20 protein-coding genes are annotated in these 20,152 nt (G+C 57.9%); all 20 read right to left on the bottom strand.

Annotation, left to right across the window (positions count from 1 at the left end):
* Window positions 1-3: 3 nt before the first annotated feature.
* The 20 genes from A2273_10860 to A2273_10765 all read right to left on the bottom strand — a co-directional run bounded on the left by A2273_10860 (window position 4) and on the right by A2273_10765 (window position 20,150).
* On the bottom strand, window positions 4-1,278 hold the full coding sequence (locus A2273_10860) for a hypothetical protein (GenBank protein OGF09106.1): 1,275 nt from the start codon (window positions 1,276-1,278) through the stop codon (window positions 4-6).
* A 90-nt stretch (window positions 1,279-1,368) separates the two neighbouring features.
* Window positions 1,369-2,892 carry a phenylalanine ammonia-lyase gene (locus tag A2273_10855; GenBank protein ID OGF09105.1) on the bottom strand — a complete coding sequence of 508 codons (1,524 nt, stop codon included), beginning with the start codon at window positions 2,890-2,892 and terminating at the stop codon, window positions 1,369-1,371.
* 45 nt (window positions 2,893-2,937) lie between these two features.
* Window positions 2,938-4,470 (bottom strand): histidine ammonia-lyase, encoded by a 1,533-nt coding sequence (locus tag A2273_10850; GenBank protein ID OGF09104.1) that lies wholly within the window; start codon window positions 4,468-4,470, stop codon window positions 2,938-2,940.
* A 104-nt stretch (window positions 4,471-4,574) separates the two neighbouring features.
* Complete coding sequence (locus A2273_10845) at window positions 4,575-5,939, bottom strand: hypothetical protein (GenBank protein ID OGF09103.1); 1,365 nt, start codon at window positions 5,937-5,939, stop codon at window positions 4,575-4,577.
* Between the two features lie 2 nt (window positions 5,940-5,941).
* A complete protein-coding gene (locus tag A2273_10840) occupies window positions 5,942-7,207 on the bottom strand; it encodes a hypothetical protein (protein OGF09102.1) in 1,266 nt (421 codons plus the stop codon).
* A gap of 31 nt (window positions 7,208-7,238) precedes the next feature.
* Window positions 7,239-7,928, bottom strand: a complete 690-nt coding sequence (locus tag A2273_10835) for a hypothetical protein (protein OGF09101.1) — start codon at window positions 7,926-7,928, stop codon at window positions 7,239-7,241.
* Window positions 7,925-8,548, bottom strand: coding sequence for a hypothetical protein (locus tag A2273_10830; GenBank protein OGF09100.1), 624 nt, complete (start codon window positions 8,546-8,548; stop codon window positions 7,925-7,927). The genes A2273_10835 and A2273_10830 overlap by 4 nt, the downstream gene beginning before the upstream one ends.
* Before the next feature lie 148 nt (window positions 8,549-8,696).
* On the bottom strand, window positions 8,697-9,551 hold the full coding sequence (locus tag A2273_10825; GenBank protein OGF09099.1) for a hypothetical protein: 855 nt from the start codon (window positions 9,549-9,551) through the stop codon (window positions 8,697-8,699).
* 61 nt (window positions 9,552-9,612) lie between these two features.
* Window positions 9,613-11,025 carry a V-type ATP synthase subunit B gene (locus A2273_10820; GenBank protein ID OGF09098.1) on the bottom strand — a complete coding sequence of 471 codons (1,413 nt, stop codon included), beginning with the start codon at window positions 11,023-11,025 and terminating at the stop codon, window positions 9,613-9,615.
* Window positions 11,026-11,162: 137 nt separating this feature from the next.
* A complete protein-coding gene (locus A2273_10815) occupies window positions 11,163-11,606 on the bottom strand; it encodes a hypothetical protein (GenBank protein ID OGF09097.1) in 444 nt (147 codons plus the stop codon).
* Window positions 11,607-12,521: an exopolyphosphatase gene (locus A2273_10810; protein ID OGF09096.1), complete on the bottom strand. Its 915-nt coding sequence runs from the start codon at window positions 12,519-12,521 to the stop codon at window positions 11,607-11,609.
* Between the two features lie 144 nt (window positions 12,522-12,665).
* Window positions 12,666-14,408 carry a V-type ATP synthase subunit A gene (locus A2273_10805; protein ID OGF09095.1) on the bottom strand — a complete coding sequence of 581 codons (1,743 nt, stop codon included), beginning with the start codon at window positions 14,406-14,408 and terminating at the stop codon, window positions 12,666-12,668.
* A gap of 151 nt (window positions 14,409-14,559) precedes the next feature.
* Window positions 14,560-14,883, bottom strand: a complete 324-nt coding sequence (locus A2273_10800; protein OGF09094.1) for a hypothetical protein — start codon at window positions 14,881-14,883, stop codon at window positions 14,560-14,562.
* Between the two features lie 3 nt (window positions 14,884-14,886).
* Complete coding sequence (locus A2273_10795; protein ID OGF09093.1) at window positions 14,887-15,438, bottom strand: hypothetical protein; 552 nt, start codon at window positions 15,436-15,438, stop codon at window positions 14,887-14,889.
* On the bottom strand, window positions 15,438-15,740 hold the full coding sequence (locus A2273_10790; GenBank protein ID OGF09092.1) for a hypothetical protein: 303 nt from the start codon (window positions 15,738-15,740) through the stop codon (window positions 15,438-15,440). The genes A2273_10795 and A2273_10790 overlap by 1 nt, the downstream gene beginning before the upstream one ends.
* A 38-nt stretch (window positions 15,741-15,778) precedes the next feature.
* Window positions 15,779-16,390, bottom strand: a complete 612-nt coding sequence (locus tag A2273_10785; protein ID OGF09091.1) for a hypothetical protein — start codon at window positions 16,388-16,390, stop codon at window positions 15,779-15,781.
* Window positions 16,387-17,211, bottom strand: coding sequence for a hypothetical protein (locus A2273_10780; GenBank protein ID OGF09090.1), 825 nt, complete (start codon window positions 17,209-17,211; stop codon window positions 16,387-16,389). Before A2273_10780 ends, A2273_10785 begins: the two co-directional genes overlap by 4 nt.
* Before the next feature lie 26 nt (window positions 17,212-17,237).
* A complete protein-coding gene (locus A2273_10775) occupies window positions 17,238-17,870 on the bottom strand; it encodes a hypothetical protein (GenBank protein ID OGF09089.1) in 633 nt (210 codons plus the stop codon).
* A gap of 22 nt (window positions 17,871-17,892) precedes the next feature.
* On the bottom strand, window positions 17,893-19,065 hold the full coding sequence (locus tag A2273_10770) for a hypothetical protein (GenBank protein ID OGF09088.1): 1,173 nt from the start codon (window positions 19,063-19,065) through the stop codon (window positions 17,893-17,895).
* Between the two features lie 47 nt (window positions 19,066-19,112).
* On the bottom strand, window positions 19,113-20,150 hold the full coding sequence (locus A2273_10765; GenBank protein ID OGF09087.1) for a hypothetical protein: 1,038 nt from the start codon (window positions 20,148-20,150) through the stop codon (window positions 19,113-19,115).
* Between the last annotated feature and the right edge of the window lie 2 nt (window positions 20,151-20,152).

The following is a 20,152-nucleotide window of genomic DNA, read 5'->3' as shown; positions in this document are numbered from 1 at the left end:
GTGTTATACGTTACGCCGGACTTGGTCATCTATGGCCTTCAGCCTGGCCAGCAGCGGCGGGTGGGAATAATGAAAGACGACATACAGCGGGTGCGGGAACAGGTTGCTCAGGTTTTTCTGGCTGAGTTTTATCAATGCCCCCTTCATGTCCCCGGCAGAAGGATTGAGCTTCAGGGAATAAGCATCGGACTGGTATTCGTACCGGCGCGACTGCCAGTTCATCAGCGGAGAGATTATCAGGTTGAGGGGCTCAAAAAGAATTGCCACCACGTACAGGGCCACACCGATCAAGGGGCCGTTGAACCCTATCCTGCCGAACAGTTCTCCCAGACCGATGGCGTTGTATATCCAGGGATGGGCCAGGATCCGTGAGGCAGCGAACAACAGCACCCCGGACAGCAGCGACATCGCAGCGATCATCTTGAAGATGTGCTTCATCTTCCAGTGACCGATCTCGTGGCCCATCACCGATAGCAGTTCCTGGTGGCTGTAGTTTTTGACCATGGTGTCGTAGAATACTATCCGGCGGGTCTTCCCCATCCCGGTGAAAAAGGCGTTGTCATGGGTGCTGCGCTTAGAGGCGTCCATCTGGAAGACCCCGGCCAGGGGAAAATCGGCCCTTTGGGCCATCTCCAGGATCTTGTTCTTCAATTCCTCATCTTCCAGCGGCATGAACTTGTTGAACAGCGGCATCAGCACCACCGGCGAAAGGAATATCATCAGGAAGGAAAACGCCATCACCAGGCCCCAGGCCGCCAGCCACCACCAGGTTCCCAGCCAATTGATGAATAAATAGAATCCCGAGAACAACAGGCTCATCAATATTCCCGACACCAACAGGCTCTTTGCCTGATCGCCCAGCCAGGTCCTGGGAGTGATGGTTGAAAAACCGTATTTCTTCTCCAGCTTAAAATCGGAATACAGCGCAGCCGGGATGCCGGCCAGATAGCCGATCAATAACAAGATGAATATCACTGCCAGTCCCTGCAGCAGCGGGGCGATCCTCAGTCCATCGGCCCACAGGGCGATGCCCGGCACGATGCCGGTTGTAAAGAGGATCACCACCACTGCTGTTGTCAGGAACTCGCTCCAATATCCCAATTTGGTCTTGGCCGCAGTGTAATCGGCTATCTGAGCCACCTTTTGTTGGTCAAAAAGGTCCGAAACCTCCAGCGGCAGGCTCCTCTTTATGCTGGTTTTGAGGTGCGCCAGGTTCAACCCGGACAGCAGGCTGGAGGCCAGGTAGCCGAAGACAAGAATACCGATTATCAAAATCATATTTCAGATAATTGCCGTCAAGTTTTGTTGAATTAATTTAATAACCTCTCCCTTTCCCTCCCCTCGAGGGGAGGGAATTATAGGGTGGGGTTATTCCAGGCTCCCTATTGCCTTCTCCACTTCATCCAGCACCTGGCCTGATTTCACCAAGTCCTTCATGATGTTGTGGTCGGAATAAAGCGGCCGGTCCTCATCCAAATGCAGTACATGTTTGCGGATGACCTCCCGGGCCTTGTTGACACCTTTGCCAAAACCGAAATCCCGGAAATCCAAGGCCTGGGCGGCGGCCATCATCTCGATGCCCAATATGCCGTAGGCGTTGTCCAAAATCTGGTTGTTCTTAAGGGCGGTATTCATGCCCATGGATACGAAATCCTCCTGATCGGCCGCCGCCGGAATGGACTGGATGCTGGCCGGCATGCACAGAATACGCTGTTCCACGATCAGCATATCGGCGGTATATTGGCTGAGCATCATCCCGCTGAACATGCCCGCCCCCTTGGTGAGAAACTCGGGCAGACCGACGCTCAGGGCCGGATTGGTCAGTCGGTTCAGGCGGCGCTCGCTGATGACGCAGACCATGGTGATGGCGGCGCCGGCCATGTCCATGGGCAGGCAGACCGGCGAGCCCTGGAAGTTGGCCCCGGTCAGGGTCAGCTTGAACTCCGGCAGGAAGATGGGATTGTCGCCCACCCCGTTCAGCTCGATCTCCACCTGGGACTTGGCATAGGCGATGGCATCATGGGCGGCGCCGATGACCTGGGGAGTGCTCCGCATGGAGTAGGCGTCCTGCACCTTGGTCTTGATCTTTCCGGTCTGGAGGTCGCTGCCCTGAATGCAGGCCAGGATTGCTTTGGAACTTCGCTGGGCCCCCTTGAAACCTCGCACCTGATGGAGCCGGATGTCGTAGGGCTTCAGGTTGGCCATCAGAGATTCCAGGCTCATGGCGCAGGCGATCTCCGCCTGTTTGAGCCAGCGGTTGAAATCGTACAACGTCAGGGCGCTCATGGCCGTCAGCAGGTTGGAGCCGTTGATGGCCGCCAGGCCGTCGCGGGCCTGCAGGCCGGGAATGGGTATGCCGGCCTGGTCCATAGCCTTCTTGCCCGGCAGGCGCTGGTCCTTATAAAAAGCCTCGCCCTCGCCCATCAGCAGCAGGGCTATCTGCGACATGGGGGCCAGGTCGCCGCAGGCCCCCACCGAGCCCTTCTGGCAGACCACCGGGGTGACCCCCTTGTTCAGCATCTCGATATAGGTCTGGGTTATCTCCGGCCGGCAGCCGCTGTTGCCGTGGGCGTGGACGTTGATGCGCCCGGCCATGGCGGCCCGCACCTGTTCGACGGGGACCGGTTCGCCGATCCCGGCGGCATGGTTGTATATCAGGTATTTCTGAAAATCCTTCACCTGGTCGTCGTCAAGGACCTTCTCTGAAAACTCCCCGATGCCGGTGTTGACGCCGTACATGATCTCCCGGGCCTTGATCTTATCCTCCAGCATCGCCCGGCACAGTTTGATGCGCTCCAGGGCCGCCGGTGCCAGTTCCACCTTTTCGTTATATCGGGCTATCTGCACCAATTTTTCCACTGTTAAACCTGATCCGTCAAGAATTACCGGCATGGCAAACTCCTTTGATTTTTGATTGTTTTCGTGATGGTATATTTGTTATTTTAATTTTCCCACCGCATTCTCCACCGCTTTCAGGATGGCGTTCTCCTGGATCAGTTCCGATATCTCCTCGATATCCTGATGAAATTCGCGGTCGTGGGTGAACGATCTCACCCTGGCCCGGACGGCCCGGTAGGCTGCTTTGACCCCCCGGCCGGGGTTTAACGGTTTATGGAACTCCAATCCCTGGGCAGCGCATAACAGCTCGCAGGCCAGCACGTAGCGCACATTGTCGCAGATCTGCCCGGCCTTGCGGGCCCCGATGGTGCCCATGGAGACATGGTCCTCCTGGTTGGCCGAGGTGGGGATGGAATCCACCGAGGAGGGATGGGCCAGCACCTTGTTCTCGGAGACCAGTGAGGCCGCGGTGTTCTGCACTATCATCAGCCCCGAGTTGAGGCCCCCATGCTGGGTCAGGAAGCCCGGCAGTCCGGAAAGGCAGCCATCCAGCAGCCGGGAGATGCGGCGCTCCGAGATGTCGGCCAGTTCGGCCGTCGCGATGCCCAGATAGTCCATGGCCAGGGCCACCGGCTGGCCGTGGAAATTCCCGCCCGACAGCACCTGGCCCTTGTTCACGATCACCAGCGGGTTGTCGGTCACGGAATTGAGCTCGGTCTCCAGAACCTGCCGGATATGCCGCAAGGCTCCCTTGGTGGCTCCGTGGACCTGCGGCATGCAGCGGAGCGAGTATGCGTCCTGCACCTTCAGGCATTCCTTGTGGGAGCGGCGGATCTGGCTGCCCGTCATCAGGCGCCGGAGGTTGTCCGCCGAGCCTCCCTGTCCCCGATGCGGCCTCAACTTTTGTATCTCCGCGTCAAAGGCCACATTGGTTCCCCTTAAAGCTTCTAAGGACATGGCCCCGGCTATGTCGGCCATCTTGCACAGTCTCTCGGCCTCCAGCAGATTCAATATTGCGATGGCCGTCATCACCTCGGTGCCGTTGGTGATGGCCAGCCCTTCCTTGGCTTTGAGGATCAAAGGTTTCATCCCGGCCTTTTTCAGGGCTGCGGCCCCGCTAACGACCTTGCCCTTATAAAAAGCCTGCCCCCGGCCGATCATCACCAGTCCGATATGGGCCATGGGGGAAAGGTCGCCGGAGGCGCCCACCGAGCCCTGCCGGGGGACCAGGGGAATTATATCGTTGTTCAAAAGCCCCAATAGCTGCTGGACCACCACCGGCCGGACCCCGGAAGCGCCTTTGGCCAGCTGATTGGCCTGCAGCAGCATGACGGCCCGCACCTGGTGGGGCTCAAATAACTGTCCCACTCCGGTGGCGTGGCTTTTTATCAAATTTTCCTGCAGCTGGTCGATCTCATTCAGGGATATCCTGATCTCGGCGAACTTGCCGAACCCGGTGGTGATGCCATAGACCGTCCGATTCTCCTTGATGATCTTCTCCACCACCTTGCGTCCGGAATTGATACGGGCCAGCGCCTGCGGAGACAATGATATCACCGCCGGCTCCAGGGCAATTTTCTCCAGTATTTCCGGCTTCAGGCTATTACCGGCAAGGACAAGTCTTTGTTTCATAAGCATTTTACTGATATAAGTTAATTAATTATTTTAGCCCAAAGTCATCAAGAAGTCAAACAAAAAAGAGCCTCTCCCCGGGAGGCCCTTTTTGAAAAGACAACTCAAAAATCACTTATATATTGCCGATACTCGGGGTCGGTCTTCTCCTCGGAAGTTTTGGAATAAAGCAGCTCGAATTTGCCTATTCCCGCCTTATCAAAGAAGATGAACTTCCTGCCATTATCATAGCTCCAGATATCGTAGGGTCGGTTCTGGAGGGCGTTGGTGGTGATCTCCCGGTCGTCCCAGGGGCCGTATTTGATATAGATCCGTCCTCTTTCGGTCTGGCTGCCTTTAAGGCCGCCGGCAAAGTTTTCGGCAAAGTTCTGATCGGCATATCTGCAGCGCTGGGCATGGGCGATCAGCGCCTCATTTTCTTTTGTTTCCGGAAGGGGGTCGCGTTGTTTCCAGAATCTTCTCAACAATTCTTTTTTGCCGTTCTCATCAAGCTTGCTCAGCAGATCGATCTGTTGCTTGGCCCCGATATATTCTATCCTGTCGGAATAACCCCCGCCGTCCCGCTCCATCTGGGCGATCTCCCCGGCGATCTTCTCCTTCTCAGCCAGCATAATCATCCCGGGGTGGGTGATCTCAAAATTGGCGTAGCTGTTGGCCAGGATCCTGGAACCCTGGATCAGCTGAGCCCGTAAACGATACCGGCCCTCCGGCAGATCGTCGATCCTCAGGCCTCCATAGTCGGACAGCGGGCCGGGGTTCGACGCAATCTCCTTATGGCTGATGATCTTCTGGGCAGGGTCCTTTTCCGAAAAATATAAAACCCTAAGATACCTTTTATTCAGTGTGTCGGCAGCTGGCGCCAGGTTGTAGATCTCATAATAATAATACAATTCATCGTCAAAGGCCCTGCTGGGCCAGGGTTTTACCGTCAGTGACCCCTTTTTAAACCGGCCCGGGATGGAATCAACTGCGATGCCGGAGGACAGCTCTATATGGCTGAGGCCCAGATCCCCGTATCCCGGCACATCGAAAATAGTGTCCACCATGCCCTGTTTTTCCCCGGCCAGGTCGGTGATGGTCATAAGCAAATTATAACTGCCTGGTTTCAGCCTCCGGGCCTCGACCTGGTCCAGCAGCACCATATCCTTCTGCTTCAGCATCTGCTCGGTGGGCAGGGGGGACAATGAATTCCAGCCTTCGTTCAGCACCAGGGCGCCTTTCTGGTCTTTAAGCAGTATCTCTGTCCGGAAGAGTGCCATTTTCCGCCCTAGGGTGTCCCTGGCCGTAAAATCGCCGGCCCTTATGCTCCAGTAGATCTCCTGCCAGGTCTGGCCGCTGTCGCTGGCAAAGGACGCGCCATCCACCCAGAAATCCAGCGCCCCCTTGGATTTTATTGGGAAGGCCCCGGCCAGGCCGAAAAAGAAAAGCAGAATGCCAACCGCCCAGGCGGGAATAACGATCCGTCTCATCTCTAGATCTCCCTGTTAGCGTAAACTATGCGGTAATCCCCGAACCCGTGGCGGTCCAGGAAAATTATCTTCAGCCCATCCTGGTAATAATACCATATCTCATAGGGCGGGGAATCGATTTCAAAGGGATGCTTCTCTGTCTCGTCGGGCTGTCCGTACTTAATGTAGATCCGCCCCATGTCGGTCCTCCAGCCGGGCCTGATGCTGGAGCCGAAATTGCTGTTGGCATAATTGATCTTCTCATAATAGGCATCGCGGTATTCGTTCTTGTCGGTGTCCGGAGTGGGATCGCGGGACTTCCAAAAGGCTTTCCACAGGCTGTCCCGCTGTTCGGGTCCGGCCTTCTTCAGACTGTCGAATTCGCTTCGCCTGGAAATATATTCCACCTGGGCGATCTTTTCCTCGAAATCACCCCTGGTAAGCAAGGCCGGGTTCTGCACCATCACCTGATACTGGCTCTGCCATAACAGGTTTTTTTTATGGTCGTTAATAACCAGGCCCAGCCGGTAGTTGCCGTCCGGAAAGCTGTCGACCGGGATGATCATTCTGGCCGCGCGGCCAGGCCGATCGGGGATCCCCTGGGTCTTCTCCCAGACCGTCTTCTGGGTCCGGGGATCGCTGAGGCTGGCTTTCAAGTCCAGGCTGTCGGAGCCTTGGTGATATAGATCCACCCGGAATATTATCGGCCCGGCGCCATCGCCGTAAATCCGATTGGGCCAGGGAATCAGGCTGCCGTGGTAGTCGCGCTCAAACTTCACCCCGCCGATATAATTTCCGCTGGAAAGGGACGGGACCGTCAACTGCTGGTCGAATTGGCCCGCCCGGTCCGAATTTTCATCCCGGCAGGTTATCTTGGCCCGGTACCCGCCGGGGGGCAGCGGCAGGACCAGGGTGTCGGCCAAAATGCTGTCGCCTCTCTGGAGATGGTGATAATTTGGGATCTTAACCGTCCTCTCCCAGCTATCGCCGGCTGTTTGCTGGCCGTCCTGGTCATAGATGATTACGGAGATGGAATAACCCGCTTGGTAATTTTCTCCATCGGCGATGAACTGCAGCTGGTCCATGGCCAGCGAATAGGAGAATTCAATGTTGCTCCGCCCCAGGCTGTCCCGGAACAGGACCTTCTGCAGGTAGAACCTCAGGGTTCCCTGGCTGGCCTCGGTGTACTCGGTCATCATCTCCGGCCGGCTGCCCATGGCCCTGGCAGATGGAACGGCTATGAACATAAAACCAAGGAGGACCATAATATGTTTGGCTTTTATTCTCATCGTTTCAGTTTAATACATTTAGATCATATTATCAAGTGCCGTCAGAGGAGGATGGGTCAACTAATTTTATCCGGCGTTTCAGCAGGAGGTAGCAGATGGCGCCCAAAAGGACCGGCAATAAAACCAGCAGCAGGGGGTTGATCTCCCGGCTCTGGGCGGTCATCACCAGCCCGCCCTGGGCCGAAGCATCCATGGAGCGTAGCCAGACGACTCGGGAGCCCGATAACGAGTCCCCGTTGCTGGAATATACCTGCCCCGGCAGGGTCAGGCTGTTCTTAAACCAGGTGCCTCTGGCGGCCGGAATATTGCTGGTGTCCCGGCGGGGCAGATAGCGTTCGTAATAGCTGTAATATATCCACCATTTGACGGCCCTCTTGGAGAAGATCACGGTGTCGGTTTGGCTGGAGAAATCATCCAAACGGGACGAACGATAGGACCACACCAGCTCCAGCGATCCGTCCTCTCCCGGGATCTCCTGCTTGGAGACGGCGCTGACGCCTTTTTGTTTCTCCAGGTCCTGCCCGGGGAGGTCGAACATTTTGGCCGAGGCCCCCGCCCGGTAAAACCTGGCCAGCATGGGCTCCAGTGTTATCCTATAGGTCCGGCTGCCCGAGAGGTCCCGGCCGGCCTTGGTCTGGATGTCCACCGAAATGCAGCCGGATAAAAAAAGCCAGCAGGAAAGGCCTGCCAGCAGACGGGAACAAAGGCGAACCTGTCTCATTCGCCTTTGTTCTTTATCAATTTGAGCCGGAAGACATCCTCCCTCTCCCTCTGCTCCAGGACGCTTTTGATGTAGGCCATCTGGCGGTACAGCCGGGGGATCACGATCTGTTCCAGGGCGTTGACCCGGCGGGTGGTCTTCTTTATCTCCTGGCCCAGTTTTTTCAGGCGGGTCTCCCGCCCGGCCACCTCCACCAGCAGGTCGATCATCTCCTCGAAATTATCGGCGGTCTTTATCACCCGGCCCGGGGCGGTGGCGGCGTTGTACCCTCTCTTGAAGGGGTCCCTTTTCAGGCTGTGGGCGGTGGAGACCTCGGGGATCTTGATGCCCCAGACGTTCTTCTCGGCCACCTGCAGCATCACCTGGCGTTTTCCGGCCAGGGCCGCCGATTCCAGCAGCGGCTTGCCCTCTATGGAGGCCGCGACGTTCAGCTGATTGACGGCCTCCTGGGCCACCGCGTTGAGCTTGTTGCGCGATTCCAGCGTGTTCCGGACCACGCCGAAGAACTCCGCCACCAGGGCGTCGCGTTTCTTCTTCAGCAGGTCCACCCCCTGTTTGGCCAATGATACCTGGGCCTTTCGGGCCAGCAGGTTCATCCTGGTTGGTGATACGTTTTCCATTTATTGATAAAATTAGATATTATTACGATGGCCATAGATGCGAAGATTATTTATTAGGAATCCATGAAACCGGGAATAAATACTGGGAACCATTATAGTTTCCTGCATTCCTGGTTTCCTTATAATAAATTCTGCGTTCTGGTTAGTATTAGAACTTGAAGCCAATGAGCTTTTCGTATTGGGCGGTTATGTCCTGCCGCAATTTTTGGCGGTAGGCGGCGGTGGTATCGGCCGGTTTTTTATTGGCCTCCAGTTTTTCAAATACAAAATCGCTGTCGGCCAGGATAAAGTTGTATTCCGGATCGGCCCGGTATTCGTAAAATGTGGTCCGACCAGGGATTATCTCAGCATCCACGAAATTGCCGTTCCTGCCGGGGCCGGTGCCGGAGATGACCTGGGCTGTGATCCTGATGCTGTGCCGGCCGGCCGGAAGTTTTAACAGATAGAGAAAATACTTAGGCAGGTTGTTGTATCTTTTTTTAACTTCCCTGATATTGGGCAGGAGGGAAAAATCCGTGCTATCCTTCATCGCCACCAGGGCGGTGAATTTGCCGCCGGCGTCCAGCGGCCTGCCGTTCAGCTGGAAGGTCACCGGCACGCTGTAGATGTTCATCAATAAAAGCAGGGCCCCGCTGTCGGCCTCGGAAGATGATTGCTTGGGCTGGACCTGAACCTTGCCGGTGAGCACTATCTGATAAGTGCCGTCCTGCATGTAGCCGATGTCCATGATCTGGAATCCCGGCAGCAGGACCGCCTTGGCGTTGGATTCTATGAAATCCTCCTGCAGAACGGCGTTCTTTACTGTTGACTTCGATTCCACCGTCACCCCGGCCTGCTCGATGGCCTGGCGCTTGGCGTCCAGCACCGCCTCCTTGTAATCCTGCTGACGGGAGGTCTTCTGGCCGTCGTCCAGGCCCTTGATGGTGACGTCCAGGGTCTCGGATGTTGCAGTTACTACGGAAAGGAGCATCAGACAGATGGATATTTTAAGTTCTGTTTTCATTACCACTCCCTGCAATCGTTTGAAACGTTTCAACGATTTGATCCATTCAAACTGTTCGAAGTTATCTCTCTTCCCTGCCGTACATCTTCTCCATGGTCTCGCCGTGGTAATACTTGTGGATGTGGTCTTTGCTGATGCGCTTCAGCTCCTTGGCCGGCAGTTCGGACATCAGGTCCCAGCCGATTTGTAATGTCTCCTCGATGCTGCGGTCGGTCTGTCCCTGGTTGATCATCACCTTCTCGAAACCCTCGGCGAACTTGAGGTACTTGCGGTCGATCTCGGTAAGGGCCTCCTCGCCGATGATGGCCACCAGCTTGCGCAGGTCGCGGCCCGAGGCATAGGCGGCATAAAGCTGGTTGGCCCACTCCCGGTGGTCCTTGCGGGTGTGGCCCTCGCCGATGCCGTTGTTCATCAGGCGGGACAGCGAGGGCAGGGGATCGATGGGCGGGTAGCAGCCGATGCGGTGCAGCTGGCGGGAAAGCACCAGCTGGCCCTCGGTGATGTATCCGGTCAGGTCGGCGATGGGGTGGGTGATGTCGTCGTCCGGCATGGTCAGGATGGGGATCTGGGTGATGGAGCCCTTGCGGCCGTGGATCCGGCCGGCCCGCTCGTAGATCTGGGCCAGGTCGGTGTACATATAGCCGGGATAGCCGCGCCGTCCGGGGATCTCCTCGCGGGCGGTGCCCACCTCGCGCAGGGCCTCGCAGTAGTTGGTCATGTCGGTCAGGATCACCAGCACCTGCATGCCGTGGTCATAGGCCAGGTGCTCGGCGCAGGTCAGGGCGCAGCGCGGGGTCAGGATCCGCTCGATGGTGGGATCGTCGGCCTTGTTCATGAACACCACCGTCTTGGCCAGGGCCCCGGACTCCTCGAACTCGGTGATAAAGAAGGCCGCCTCGCGGGAGGTGATGCCCATGGCGGCGAACACCACCGCGAACTCCTCCTTGGCCCCCAGCACCTTGGCCTGCTTGACGATCTGGGCGGCGATCTCGTTGGCCGGCAGTCCGGCCCCGGAGAAGATGGGCAGTTTCTGGCCCCGCACCAGGGTGGCGAAGCCGTCGATGGTAGAGATGCCGGTCTGGATGAACTCCTCCGGCTTGGCCCGGGATGTCGGGTTCATGGGCTGACCGATGATCTCCAGCCGCTTCTCGGGGATGATGGGCGGCAGGCCGTCGATGGGCTCGCCCAGGCCGTTGAAGCGCCGGCCGATCATGTCGCGCGACACCGGGATCCGGGCCACGTCCTCCTTGAGGCTGACCGAGCTCTTGGCCAGGTCCAGACCCCGGGTCTCCTCGAACACCTGGATCACGGCGTATTTCTCCGAGACCTCGATGGTCTGCCCGCCCTTTTTACTGCCGTCGGGCAGTTCGATCTCCACGATGGACCCGTAGGACAGCCCCTTGGCGTTGTCCACGAACAACAACGGCCCGGAGATGTAGGAAATGCTTTGGTATTTTTTGGTGGTTAGATCCATGAATGCCTCGTAATTTAATATATCAAAATGAATTTATTTATTTTTATCTTTTCTTTTAGACCACCCCTCGTCCCCTCCTTGAACAAGGAGGGGATTAAGGGGAGGTTCCCACCTGCGCTAAAGCGACGGCGGATAAATCAACCTATCGCACCCCCGTTTGTTTCAAATAATTTTATAATTGATTTCCTGGTCAATATGACCAAGGTAAAAACACCCAGTATAGTGTGGTATGGGATCCCAATGCAATTTAGCGCAGCGATAACCGTGCAGAATGTTTTTGAACGGCGCTGTTCAAGCCTTTTTGCCGCCATAAAATTCAATACGACGAAAATGGCTGAAACAGCAAAGATACCAAAACCAAATATTGCTAAAAACCACTCTATTGGTGGCTGGGACGTTTGTCTATGTTTATCAATAATACCAATGAAAATTCCCATAAACATATACATCAAACCAAATAAAGAGTACAGAATGATTACACCTGCAGATATTTTATAACCTATCGCCAAAAGCCGCAAATGCTCGTTATCTAACGCTGTTTGTATTTCTGGATTTTCATTCATAACAACCCCGCCTATCATTTACCCGTCCGCCTTGATCTGCTCCACTAGTTCCTTCAGCACCTCCTCGGCCTTCTCGGCCGGCACCTGGCAGGTCCCCACCTTGTCATGCCCGCCGCCGCCGTACTTCAGCATCAGCGAGCCCACCTTGGTCTGGGAGGTCCGGTTGATGATGCTGTGCCCCACCGCGAACACCACGTTCTGCTTCTTGAGGCCCCACATCACCCGGATGGAGATATTGATATTGGGGAACATGCCGTATTCCACGAACCGGTTGCCGCTGGGGATCTCCTCGATATTGCGCAGGTCCACCACCAGCACCTTGTCCTCCACCCTGGAATGGCCCTTGATCATCTCTTTGTACATCCACTCCGATTCGCGATAGCGCTTGACCCGCTCCTTGACGTCCGGCTGCTCCAGGATCTCCTCGATGCTCATGGTCCGGCAGGATTCCATCAGGTCCTGCATCAGCTGCAGGTTGCTGATCCGGTAGTCGCTGTAGCGGCCCAGGCCGGTGCGGGGGTCCATCACCACCGCCAGCAGCAGCCAGCCCCGGGGCTCGGCCACCTCCTCGATGCTTAGGTCGCCGGAGTCGGACTTGTCCACCGCGGTCATCATCTCGGTGAAGCGGGGGAACTTGTCGGACCCGCCGTAATGCTTGTAGATCACCCGAGCGCAGCTCTTCTCCGGGCTGGACCAGCCCTTGTAATCGGCCGGGAAGGCCTTGCGCTCCAGCTCGGACATGTGATGGTCGAACCACATCCCGCAGCCCTTGGCATAGGGCACGTTGGCCAGCACGTCGTCGGCCGTGACCTCGACCTTGCCGTCCTGGACGTCCTTGGGGTGGACGAACAAAATATTGTCGATGATGCCGGCCTCCTTCAACAGGACGCCGCAGATCAATCCATCGAAATCCGCTCTGGTTACTAGACGCATAATTCACCTATACTGTTATGTTTATTCTACTATCTATCATCCTGAGATTCCTGCGGTGCGCCACAGGCTGAAGGATGACAGTGTCACCCGTTCACCCTGCCAAGCGAAATTGCCCTCTCAGGGTGACATCTGATGGGAAGTCGGTTATTTCCCGGCGAAGGTATCGGCCAGGCCGGCCATGAACTTATCCATATGGGCTTTGAATTCCTTCTGGGGAACCTCTTTGAACCGGGCGCACTGCTCCAGCTGCTGGAGGTTGAGGATGTCGTTGATATGCATCTTGCCGTGGGAGATGGCCTTCTGGCACTCGTCGTACAGGGCCAGGATCCCTTTCAGCATCCAGTAGCCCTTGTCCAGCGAGCAGTGGCCGTCCACCTCGGAGAAGGCATGCTGCTGCAGAAAATCCTCCCGCAGCATCTTGCCCACCTCGATGATCATCCGCTCGTTGTCCTGCAGGGCGTCCGGGCCCACCAGCTGGACCACCTCCTGCAGCTCGGCCTCCTTCTGCAGCAGTTCCATGGCCCGCCGGCGGACTAGGTCGTAGTCGCCCACCACATTCTCCTTCAGCCAGCCGGTGAGCATCTCGGCGTACAGCGAATAGGAACGGTTCCAGTTGATGGCCGGAAAATGCCGGCGCTGGGCCAGCGAAGCGTCCAGGGCCCAAAAAGTGCCCACGATCCGCAGGGTGCTCTGGGTGACCGGCTCGGAGAAATCGCCCCCCGGAGGCGACACCGCGCCCACCACGGTCACCGACCCGATGCGGCCGTCCGAGCCCAGGCACACCGTCCGGCCGGCCCTTTCGTAGAAGGCGGCCAGCTTGGAGGACAGGTAGGTGGGATATCCCTCCTCGCCGGGCATCTCCTCCAGCCGGGAGGATATCTCGCGCAGGGCCTCGGCCCAGCGGCTGGTGGAGTCGGCCATCATGGCCACCGAGAAGCCCATGTCCCTAAAATACTCGGCCAGGGTGATGCCGGTGTAGATGGAGGCCTCCCGGGCCGCCACCGGCATGTTGGAGGTGTTGGCTATCAGCACCGTCCGCTCCATCAGGGGGCGACCGGTCTTGGGATCCTTCAATTCCGGGAACTCGGTCAGCACCTCGGTCATCTCGTTGCCCCGCTCGCCGCAGCCCACGTAGATGATCACCTGGGCGTTGGAGTGCTTGGCCAGGGTCTGCTGCACCACCGTCTTGCCGGAGCCGAAGGGCCCGGGGATGGCGGCGGTCCCGCCCATGGCCACCGGGAACAGGGTGTCCAGTATCCTCTGGCCGGTGATGAACATCTCGTTGGGATCCATCTTCTTCTTGAAGGGCCGCGGCTCGCGCACCGGCCAGGCATGCATCATCTGCAGCTTGGTGCCGTCATCCAGGGTGGCGATATCGTCGGTCACGGTGTAATCGCCCTCTTTGACGATGTCCTTTATCTTCCCCGTGATCTTGGGCGGCACCATCACATTATGCACGAACCATTCGTTCTCCTGCACCCGGCCCAGCAGGTCGCCGCCGGAGACCTGGTCTCCCTTCTTGGCGGCCGGCTGGAAATGCCATTTCTTCTCCCGGTCCAGGCTGGGAACCTCCACCCCGCGGGCGATGAAGTCGCCCTCCATTTTCTTGATCTGATCCAGGGGACGCTGGATGCCGTCGAAGATGGCCTCCAGCAGGCCCGGCCCCAGCTCCACCATCAACGGCTGGCCGGTGGTCTCCACCTTTTCGCCCACGAACAGACCGGAGGTGTCCTCGTAGACCTGGATGAAGGCGGTATCGCCGTCCAGCCGGATGATCTCGCCCACCAGCCCCAGCTTGCCCACCCTGACTATGTCGTACATCCGGGCGCCCATCATGCCCTTGGCAATGACCGCCGGCCCGGATATCTTCTGGATGATTCCCTGCATAAAAACTCCTGGAACGATTTATATAAGATAGTTATTGCGTTCGTAAGGGCATGCGTGGCCTACATTGCCACACGCCACCATCCTTAACCCAGTCCTTAAGGGCTGGGTTAAGAGTGTGCAAATCTGTTTGAATCCGTCTGCATCTCAAAGTTCATTTCAACTTGACGTAGAACCCTATGGCCTGCTTGACTAATTTGGAAAGATAAGCCTCGCCCGACTCCACCACCCCGCCCTGGGGAACCGGGAACGGCAGGATCACCGGCAGGGCCCGGCCCTTGATCAGGCGGTTGATGTCATCCCCCAGGTCCCCGCCCAGGTCCTCGTTGACCGCTATCATGCCGTAGCTGTCGCTCTTCATCAGCTCCAGCACCTTGCTGCGCATCTGGTGGATGTCGGCCACCTCATGGGTCTCTATGCCAGCCATCCGGAATCCGGTGGCGGTGCAGGGATCGGTTATTACGGCCAATCTTTCCATCGCTTATTTTATCGCCTTCCTTATCTGTTCGGCCATCTCCCTGGCCTTCTCCGGCCCGGTGATCATCAGGGCCGCCTTCTCCAGCCCGGCGGCCAGCTTCTCCAGCTGGTCCGGCCGGGGGTTCTTCTCCTCCAGCCCGGCCTGCTTGATCTGGATCATCAGGGCGGTGTCGGCGAAGTCGGTCAGGTATTCGGCGGCTATCTTCCGCACCTTTCCCATCACATCCCCGGTCCCGGCGGCCGGCCCGTCGGTCGATGAGGACAGGGCTTTGTCTATGAAACTTAGGGCCGATGGTATGTCCGGATTCTGGTCCAGTATCAGCCCGGCCTGCCCCTGGGAGGTTGTTTTAGTGACAAAGGTTCCGTTCCCGGCGCTGACCCACAGGGTGTCCAGCGAAGACAGTCCGACGATGTCGTATATCTGCTTGGCGAACTGGGTGCTCTGCAGGATGGCCGATTCATCCCCTCCCTGCTGCTGACACTTGCCTGATCCATCTATCACGAAGGCCGCCTTCTGCCCGGCCAGCTTGGTCTTTAAAGCGTCTTGTAAAGACATCACATCTTCCTCCTTACTTCGGCGGAGATGCTCTTCCAGTTGGCCTTGGGATCCAGTTCGCACAGGACGGTCTTGTCGGGGGACATCACCATCAGCACCTGGCGGTCCTTCCCGCCGACCGCCACTTCTTTGACCTCCCCCAGGTTCAGATTGTTTGATATCACCGAAGCGGCGTTGACCCAGAACTGTTCTATGTCCGAGGCCTTGTCGCCCAGCTTCCCCTTGGCCGAGCCGGACACCTGGCTGTCGCTGACGTAGACCGCAAAGCCCAGCACCCCTTTTATTCCGGTCAGGTCTTCCATAATTCCATCCCCCTTAAAATTTCAAGGCCCCCGGCGGCTCATTTAACAAGATGGAGCCACTCGTACACCAGGAAATGCAGTCGACCGATCAGCAGCGAGATGCGGGCCATGACGGTGTATCCGAAGCTGGCCCCGAAGGCCACCATGATAAAGACCATTCCCAGCCTGGCTCCGTGTTTGACGACGCCCTGGTGGGCAATGGAAAAATAGAAATAGATCAGGGTGGCGATCACCCCGATCACCATTATGGCGTTGTTTACGGTGGTCAGCGAAACCAGTGTGCCCCGGATCTGGGGCAGTAGGATCCCCTGGATCTGTCCGGTGATGCCCAGCCCGGCGGCGATCCCCACCGTCAGGGCGATGGACCAGCGGGACAGCCAGGAGATCTTGGGTATCCAGCGGGCCAGCATGATCAGGCCGAAGGCCGCCGGGATCAGTATGATCCAGCGCTCGGCCCCCTGCTCGGAGATGAACTTCTCGATCAGCAGCGGCTTGACGTCAAAATAGAAGACATACAGTATGGCATAGGCGGCCGAGACCCCCACATAGAGGTGCTCGGCGAATTTGTAGAAGGGGTTGTCCTTATAGAGGAATGAAAATATGGCCAGGGTCAGCCCGGCCGCTATCCAGGTCCCGATTATCTGCATCATGCTTGTTTCCTCCTTCTGATCACGAAATAGCCCACATTGCCTATCAGGATGAACCCCAACAGCAGCAGATGGGCGTAAGACTGGGCCACCATCCCGGCGATGCCGGTCCCGGCATGCTTGACCAGGGTCTCGTATTCGGCCGCCCCCTGCAGGCCGCCCACCAGGCCCTTGATCTGTTTGGCCTGCAGATAGTGGAACATGTCCGGGGCGATGACCCCGGTGGCCCCGATGATGATGTTGATCCCGTAGCGGGCGCCGGCGAACTGGATCCACTCATCCCCGGCCTGACCGGCCTCCAGGCCCACCAGCAGGTCTATGTCGTTGTAGTTGTGAATGCCATGCATCAGGGGAATGGAGTCGACCGGAGTGCCTTTGTAATCGCTGGCGAAGAAGTCGCGGATATCCCGCCCCATCCCCACCATCTGGGCCCGGTATCCGGGGCGGTAGCCCAGGTTGACGTAATCCACCCCGTATTTGGCGTCGAACTGGGGGGCGATCTCGTTGAGGCCGATCTCGCCGAACGGCAGGCCCAGGGCCCACTGCCCCAGCAGAACTACTTTGTGCTTTTTGCTGAAGGCGTGCCGCAAGGTGGCCAGCAGCATCGGCTGGATCTCGGGCGCCGAGGAGGCATCGTAATCCACCGAGAAAAGGATCACCGACCCCTCCGGCAGTTTTTCGATGGAATCGTAGGCCGCCTGGACCGGCTCGGAAACCCTTACCGGCAGGACCAGCTTGAAGGCCACCGGGATCAGCACTACGATGAACAACAGCAGGTAGATGATCCGGCTGTCTATGTTGGCTATGTTTTCAAAGAATTTCATTTCACCATCTCCTTTATCACCTTAATTTATGTAAGGTAGGTTCTTTCCAGCCCCAGGATCACCCGGAGTGACATGGCTATGGTACCCAGGGCCACCCCCATGACGATGCCCCGCTTGGCGGCCATCTGGGGGACCTCCATGATCCAGTCCTGGATCAGCGGAAATTTGTCCCAGATCTCGGCTCCGATGGGCACCCGGCCCAGCATCACGATGGCGGCGGTTATCAGCAGCAGGGTGGCCTCCAGGGTCCTGGCCCGGAAGGCCCGGTAGGCGGCCGAGGCGATGAAGAAGGCCAGCAGTGAGAACATGGTGGCCTGCAGGGGAATGATGAAATAGGTGTAGACATACATGAATGACGAGCCCAGGCTCAGCAGGGATTCGCTGGTGGCCCAGGTGTAGATGCCGGCGATCAGGGTCCCCAAAAAACCGATGATCAGCACCAGGGCGAAGGGCCAGCCCGGCGAACGCTTGGCGATCTTCCGGAGGTTGCTGCGCAGCAGGCTGTCCATTCCCAGCAGCATGGTGAAGCCCAGCACGATGGAATACCACAACAACAGCCTCTGCTGCATGGTCCCCAGCGGCTGGTGGGGGATGAAGAAGGTCACGATGATTATCAGCCCGGTGATGAAGGTTATGGCCAAGGGTATCTCTTTTTTCATTTTGTATCTCCTCTGCCGGAATCTAACCGGTTATGAACCAGTTCTTGACGGCCTGGAAGACGTTCATCATCCAGGGGTTTCCCGCATTGTTCAAAATATATCCCGCCGTGCCCCAGAGAGCCATCAGGGCAAAGCCGATTATCAGAAAGGCCTTGACGAAATCCTCCCCCTTGAGGCTGCCCAGCAGCTGGGGATCCTTCTTCAGATAGCAGGAGGCCGCCAGCATCTCCTCGCCGATCAGGGTGTAATCGCAGGAGGCGATGAAGAACGGCAGCTGGGTGATGGCGGTGGTGCCGGCTATCTGGATGGCCCCGATGGAATGGCCGGTCTCGGACATCAGCAGGGCCTCGGCGTAGAAATAGCCCATGAAGAACACCGCCCCCGGCTTCTGCCGGAGCATCATCCCGTCCACCCCGGCGGCGTAGCCGAACTGGTCGGAGGTCAGAAAGCTGACGTTGCCCTCCTTGTAGAGGTCGGGCCGGCCCGGCTCGGAATAGGCCTGCTGCACGGTCTCCTGGGCGGCGGCCATCACCAGCGGGTCCCAGTTGGGGACCAGCAGTTCGGTGCCGTGCTGGGCGCAGCGCACCGCCACCTGGCGCAGGATGGCCAGGGCGGCCACCGTCACGATGTCCTTGATCTCGCCCAGGCCGAAGGAGAACATGATGGGTTTGCCCAGCTCGGTGGAACGGCCCACCGCCTCGTCGATGGCATCCAGCCCCTGGATCTTGCGGATGAACAGTTCCTCGCCCTTCTTGGCCCGCTCGATATACCAGATGATCAGGAAACAGAGGATGATGGTCAGTATCAGCACGTTGGTCCGGCTGCTGTCGAACCACTGGGCGGTGGCGGCGACCGGGCCGGTCAAGACCGCATCCGAAGAATCCGGGAAGGCGACCGCCCGGACCTGGTAATAATAGCTTTTATGGTTCTCGACATTGTCGCGGAAATCGTTCTTGCCACAGATGACGAAGCCGGCCTCAGTAAAGGGTCCTTTGTCATTCTCCGCCCGCAGGATCTGGTAGCCCTTGAAGACGGTGGCATCCCCCTGATCCTGGGGCGACCTTCCCCAGCTTACGGTGATGGAACTCCCCTCGTCGTTGGGAGTATCCACCGCCTTGACATCCACCGGCGGCTCCAGGGCCCGGGCCGGGGACAGCAGACAGGCCAGCGTCAGAACCATGAATAACTTTTTCATAGGACACCTATCTTTGTGTTTCCGTTTTATATCTGGTCCGGAGATATCTAGGCCGTCAACAGCTGATGTCTGATATCCTCGGCGGGAATCCCGAAATGCTTTCCCCGGGCGATAAGTTTCAAATTGACCACTTCGAAATACTTCTGCCACAAAAAGCCCACCGCCACATCGATCCCCAGCGGATCCCCCCGGTAGGCCAGGGCCTTTTGGCGCCATTCCTCCCTGTCCAGCTTCTCCTCCCGGCCTCCCTGGCTATCGTCGGCCGTCAACAGCCGGTGCAGGGAAGTTCCCCGGATGGAGCGCAGGGCCCTTTGGGATTCCTTGGGATCCAGCAGGGCGGCGTATTTTTCCAGTGTCAGCAGCTTGCCGCCCGGCAGATAATTCCTGACCGCCTCCGGCAGATCGATCCCCTCCCGGGCCATCAGCCGCCGCAGCGCCTTGGCATTCAACAGATCGATCTCCCGGCGCAGAAGTTCACGGACCAGACTTTTGTTGTAATCCAGGCCGGCCAGACCCTTCAAAGCCTGGCTGAAGAAGAACTGGTCCAGGGCCAGCTCCAGCCCGGTCAGTTGATGCTCTTTCTGGTATTCCGGCAGGGCCCTGGTGAGGGGCCCGGCCAGCTCCTCGCCCCAGGTGGCCAGGGTGTCGGCCAGCTCCCGAAGATCGGCCTTCCGGCAGAGCTCTTTCAATTTCACCTTATCCAGGTTCCCGGCCGGCAGCACCGCCCGAAAAATTTCATCGCTATCCCAGTGGTTATGAATGCCCCGGACAACAGCCTTGACATTTTCCAGGTCCCATCTCCGGAGGATGATGCCTATCAGTTTATTGGGGCCTCCATCGGAGATCTTCCGCATCAGCCGGGTCGAGGAATTGAAGTTGGCAGCCAGGGCCTCCTCGGCCGCCGCCAGCCCGGCAAACCGGGTTTGGGCCTCCTGCCACTCCTTGGAATAGGGGCTGGTGGCCAGCCACTTGGCAAAAGCGTTGAAATCGGGCAGGCCCAGCAGCTCCTCGTAGGCCCCCGGTTTCAATAGTCTGCTGTGCTGCCCTTTAAGCCTGGCGTTGATATATCCGTAATCGCTGGGCATCT

This window comes from Candidatus Edwardsbacteria bacterium RifOxyA12_full_54_48 (assembly GCA_001777915.1).
Classification (GTDB): domain Bacteria; phylum Edwardsbacteria; class AC1; order AC1; family EtOH8; genus UBA2226.
This window is presented reverse-complemented; position numbering and strand designations above follow the sequence as displayed.

Coding starts and splice junctions, on each gene's coding strand:
- A2273_10835 (OGF09101.1), bottom strand. CDS start 7,928: ATGAGACAGGTTCGCCTTTGTTCCCGTCTGCTGGCAGGCCTTTCCTGC.
- A2273_10855 (OGF09105.1), bottom strand. CDS start 2,892: ATGCCGGTAATTCTTGACGGATCAGGTTTAACAGTGGAAAAATTGGTG.
- A2273_10800 (OGF09094.1), bottom strand. CDS start 14,883: ATGGAAAGATTGGCCGTAATAACCGATCCCTGCACCGCCACCGGATTC.
- A2273_10815 (OGF09097.1), bottom strand. CDS start 11,606: ATGATAGGCGGGGTTGTTATGAATGAAAATCCAGAAATACAAACAGCG.
- A2273_10820 (OGF09098.1), bottom strand. CDS start 11,025: ATGGATCTAACCACCAAAAAATACCAAAGCATTTCCTACATCTCCGGG.
- A2273_10845 (OGF09103.1), bottom strand. CDS start 5,939: ATGAGACGGATCGTTATTCCCGCCTGGGCGGTTGGCATTCTGCTTTTC.
- A2273_10830 (OGF09100.1), bottom strand. CDS start 8,548: ATGGAAAACGTATCACCAACCAGGATGAACCTGCTGGCCCGAAAGGCC.
- A2273_10785 (OGF09091.1), bottom strand. CDS start 16,390: ATGATGCAGATAATCGGGACCTGGATAGCGGCCGGGCTGACCCTGGCC.
- A2273_10775 (OGF09089.1), bottom strand. CDS start 17,870: ATGAAAAAAGAGATACCCTTGGCCATAACCTTCATCACCGGGCTGATA.
- A2273_10770 (OGF09088.1), bottom strand. CDS start 19,065: ATGAAAAAGTTATTCATGGTTCTGACGCTGGCCTGTCTGCTGTCCCCG.
- A2273_10780 (OGF09090.1), bottom strand. CDS start 17,211: ATGAAATTCTTTGAAAACATAGCCAACATAGACAGCCGGATCATCTAC.
- A2273_10765 (OGF09087.1), bottom strand. CDS start 20,150: ATGCCCAGCGATTACGGATATATCAACGCCAGGCTTAAAGGGCAGCAC.
- A2273_10805 (OGF09095.1), bottom strand. CDS start 14,408: ATGCAGGGAATCATCCAGAAGATATCCGGGCCGGCGGTCATTGCCAAG.
- A2273_10860 (OGF09106.1), bottom strand. CDS start 1,278: ATGATTTTGATAATCGGTATTCTTGTCTTCGGCTACCTGGCCTCCAGC.
- A2273_10810 (OGF09096.1), bottom strand. CDS start 12,521: ATGCGTCTAGTAACCAGAGCGGATTTCGATGGATTGATCTGCGGCGTC.
- A2273_10850 (OGF09104.1), bottom strand. CDS start 4,470: ATGAAACAAAGACTTGTCCTTGCCGGTAATAGCCTGAAGCCGGAAATA.
- A2273_10840 (OGF09102.1), bottom strand. CDS start 7,207: ATGAGAATAAAAGCCAAACATATTATGGTCCTCCTTGGTTTTATGTTC.
- A2273_10790 (OGF09092.1), bottom strand. CDS start 15,740: ATGGAAGACCTGACCGGAATAAAAGGGGTGCTGGGCTTTGCGGTCTAC.
- A2273_10825 (OGF09099.1), bottom strand. CDS start 9,551: ATGAAAACAGAACTTAAAATATCCATCTGTCTGATGCTCCTTTCCGTA.
- A2273_10795 (OGF09093.1), bottom strand. CDS start 15,438: ATGTCTTTACAAGACGCTTTAAAGACCAAGCTGGCCGGGCAGAAGGCG.